The organism is Novosphingobium sp. (genome assembly GCF_041915465.1).
Classification (GTDB): domain Bacteria; phylum Pseudomonadota; class Alphaproteobacteria; order Sphingomonadales; family Sphingomonadaceae; genus Novosphingobium.
On sequence record NZ_JAYSBK010000174.1, the window covers coordinates 1 to 2,989 of the forward strand.

Consider the following 2,989-nt stretch of genomic DNA (forward strand, 5'->3'; position numbering starts at 1 on the left):
ATTCTCGTCGAACACGATCGGGATGTCGCCATCGAAAATCCCCTCGGCGGACACGTTGCCAAGTTCCAGCTGCTGGACGAACTTGGCCGCATTGGCACCGCGCAGCCGCAAGGTGTAGCGCCGGACCTCGGACGCCCCCAGCACCATCCGCGTCGGCAGCAATTCCAGCGTCCCGTCGACGAACGGCCAGTTTGCCCCGTTCACGACCAGCACATTGTTGCCTTCAAGCTGGAACGAGACTTCGCCATTGTCCACCTCGATCCCGGGGTTGATCGAGGCGATCTGCAGCTTCTGATCGCGTTTGGTGACGAGACCGAGCAGGTCGGAAAACTCGACCGTGCCCCTAAGGCCCTTGGTCGGACCGAAAGCAGCCGCAAAATCCAGGCCCTGGGTGGAAAAGGTGCCGGTGCTGGTGACATTGACGGCATCCCAGTCGATCCGTCCGCTGCCGGTCACCGTCCCCCTGGCATTGGCGATAACCCCCAGCGCGAGCGCCGTCAGCGTATCGGGCTGCATGGCATTGTCAAAGACCAGCCCGGGCACGGTCAGGATCGCGTGTCCCTTGCCATCGTCCATGTCGTGCGCAATGTCCGCCTTCACCACCTCGCGGTCGCTCCTGGGCTCGCGCAGCATGGCCGTGGCCGTGAAGTCGCTGCCGTGCAGATGCATTTCGGCGCCATGCGCGATCAGTGGCCTGAACCGGTCATCCACGGCGCGATCTTCTAGCCTGAAGGCCGCTTCGCTGACCGCCAGGTCGCTGTCCGCAAAGCGCCACTGTCCTGAGCCGTCGAACAAATCGAGCGGCACGGCGCTGAGCTTGATCTCGGCACCGGTGAAGGTCCCGCTGATCTCCTTGCCCAAAACGCCGGTCAACTGGGCCAGCTTGACCGTCGTCGGCTCCTGCACCGATCCGACCTCGACCGCGACGGTGGTGGCCGAGAGCTTGCCGGGCCAGTTGATCGCGACCGGACCGCTGGCAAGCCGCAGCGGCGTGTCCTTGATCCGCCCCGCCAGGCTGAGCGAGCGGGCCAGTGCCGCGATCCGGGTGCCCCGCGCATCGCTGCGCAGGATCGCGCCTTCGGCGCCGGGGCAAAGCGTGAGCTGGCGGGGATCGAGTGTGAGGTTGGCGAGCTTGAAGCTGCGGAACGAGAGCGGCGTGCAACTGCGCCAGGCCGAGAGCCCGCGCCGCGCCGACCAGTTGCCGTCGAGCGGCACCACCAGCCGATCAATCCGGCCGTCCGGCACCGCGCCGGACAGTTCCGCCCGGCCAGAAAAGCCCAACTCGCCGCCGCGCGTCTGCGCCAGGACCAGCGACGGGAGCGACAGGCGGGTATCGCCGGCGGCGTATTCGGCCATCGTGAAACGCGCACCGGCCGTGCCATCGCCGTGGCGCTCGATCCGGCCATGAAGCTGCGGCAGTCCGGCACCGCCGGTCAGCACATTGCCCGAAATGCGCGGCAGCCCTTCCCCGCCTGCGGTGACCTGGACGCGCGACAGCGAAAGCACATCGGCTCCGCTGCCGCCGCGCAGCACCGCGCGCGGGATCGTCAGCGTCAATTCGCCGGCATTGCTGCGCAGCTGATACGTCGCGCCAAGCTTGCTGCCGCGCCCTTCGCGGACCAGCCCCGAACGAAGCTGGGCCGCGATTGGCGCAATCAGCGTGTCCTTGCCCGACACTGCAAGCTGCGCCAGGGCGGCGTCGAAATCCTTGCTGACGGCAAGTTCCGACCCGGTGAGATTGCCTTCGCCTTCAAGGCGGGCGAAGCCGTCGTGGCTGCGCAGCAGGCCTTCCAGGGTCAGTTCGCCAACATTGGCGTAACCGGCCGAGATTCCTGTGCCCTTGACGTTGTAACGAGTCGTCAGGTCGCCGCCCTTGAATGAAAAATCGCCGCTGCCGCCAAGGTTGCGCACCGCCGCCGCGTTCCAGGCCAGCGCCCCGGTAGAGAGGCCGAACTTGCCATCGACGCTGTCCAACCGCTCGCTTGTCGCTGCATCGAGCTGAACCGCGCCGTCGGCCAGCTTCAGGCCCTGCCCCGGGCAATCGAGCGCCTTGAAGCGCAGCGGCCCCGCAAAGGCGGGCTTGGCCGAGGTGATCCTGACCGTCCCGTAAAGCGTAGCTGCATTCAGCTTGCAGTCTCCCTGCTTGAGCTCGGGCGCGGTTGCCGCGAGGATCCCGCTGAAGCCGTCGGACAGGTTGCCCTTTCCTTCTACCTTGATCCCGACCAGCCCGTAATCGGTATCGAGCCGCGCCCGCCCGTCCACCAGTTCAAGCTCCATGTCGGGCAGGCCTACCGGCTTTTCCGACTTGGCGAACAGCAGCTTGTCGAGGCTGCCGAAGCTGGCCTTGGCATCGGCGACCGTCCCGTAAAGCCGGGGCCTGACCAACCGCACACTGCCCACGGTCGGCATGCCGAAGGTCGGCACGACGGTTACCTCCGCGCGCTCGATCGTCAGGTCCGGATGGGCGGGATCGCCGATCACGATGTCGGTGAGGACCTGCGTGCCGAAACTGGCGGATTCGATCTTGTATTTGCCCGGCAGGCCAAGGCTGGACAGTTGGCCGGAAACGACGCGGTCGACAATCGACGTGCGGTTAAGCCATGCCAGCGCAACCAGCAGCGCCAGGATCGCCGCCGCCCAGCCAAGGATGCGCCAACGCCTTCGGCGGCGCGTCAGCACCACTTCTTCCGGGGTTTCAGTCAGTTCGCCGGGGTCGTCGACCATTGCGTCACCCTTGCGCGTTTGGGCCGTGAAAGGCAATGGAGAGCCATGGATGAATTGCCGCTTGATGACAGGAAGGCCAAATCGCCGGACGCGAAGGGCGCGCCTTCCCACGACGGCGCAGGCCACCGCGCCCGGCTGCGCGCGCGGCTGCTAGCGGGCGGGCAAGAGGCCCTGGGCGATCACGAAATCATCGAATACCTGCTGATGACCGCAATTCCGCGCAAGGACACCAAGCCGCTTGCCAAGAGCCTGCTGGCGCGCTTCG

Annotated in this window: 1 protein-coding gene and 1 pseudogene; one reads left to right on the forward strand and one right to left on the reverse strand. The window is 66.5% G+C overall.

Annotated elements, in window-relative coordinates; translation table 11 throughout:
- Positions 1–2,724, reverse strand: a 2,724-nt coding sequence (locus ACE3SN_RS16615; protein ID WP_374531915.1) for a YdbH domain-containing protein, incomplete at its 3' end; no start/stop codon positions are given.
- A 45-nt stretch (positions 2,725–2,769) separates the two neighbouring features.
- Between ACE3SN_RS16615 and ACE3SN_RS16620 the strand changes: the two are divergent.
- Positions 2,770–2,989 (forward strand): annotated as a pseudogene (locus ACE3SN_RS16620) (hypothetical protein); the annotation flags it as partial.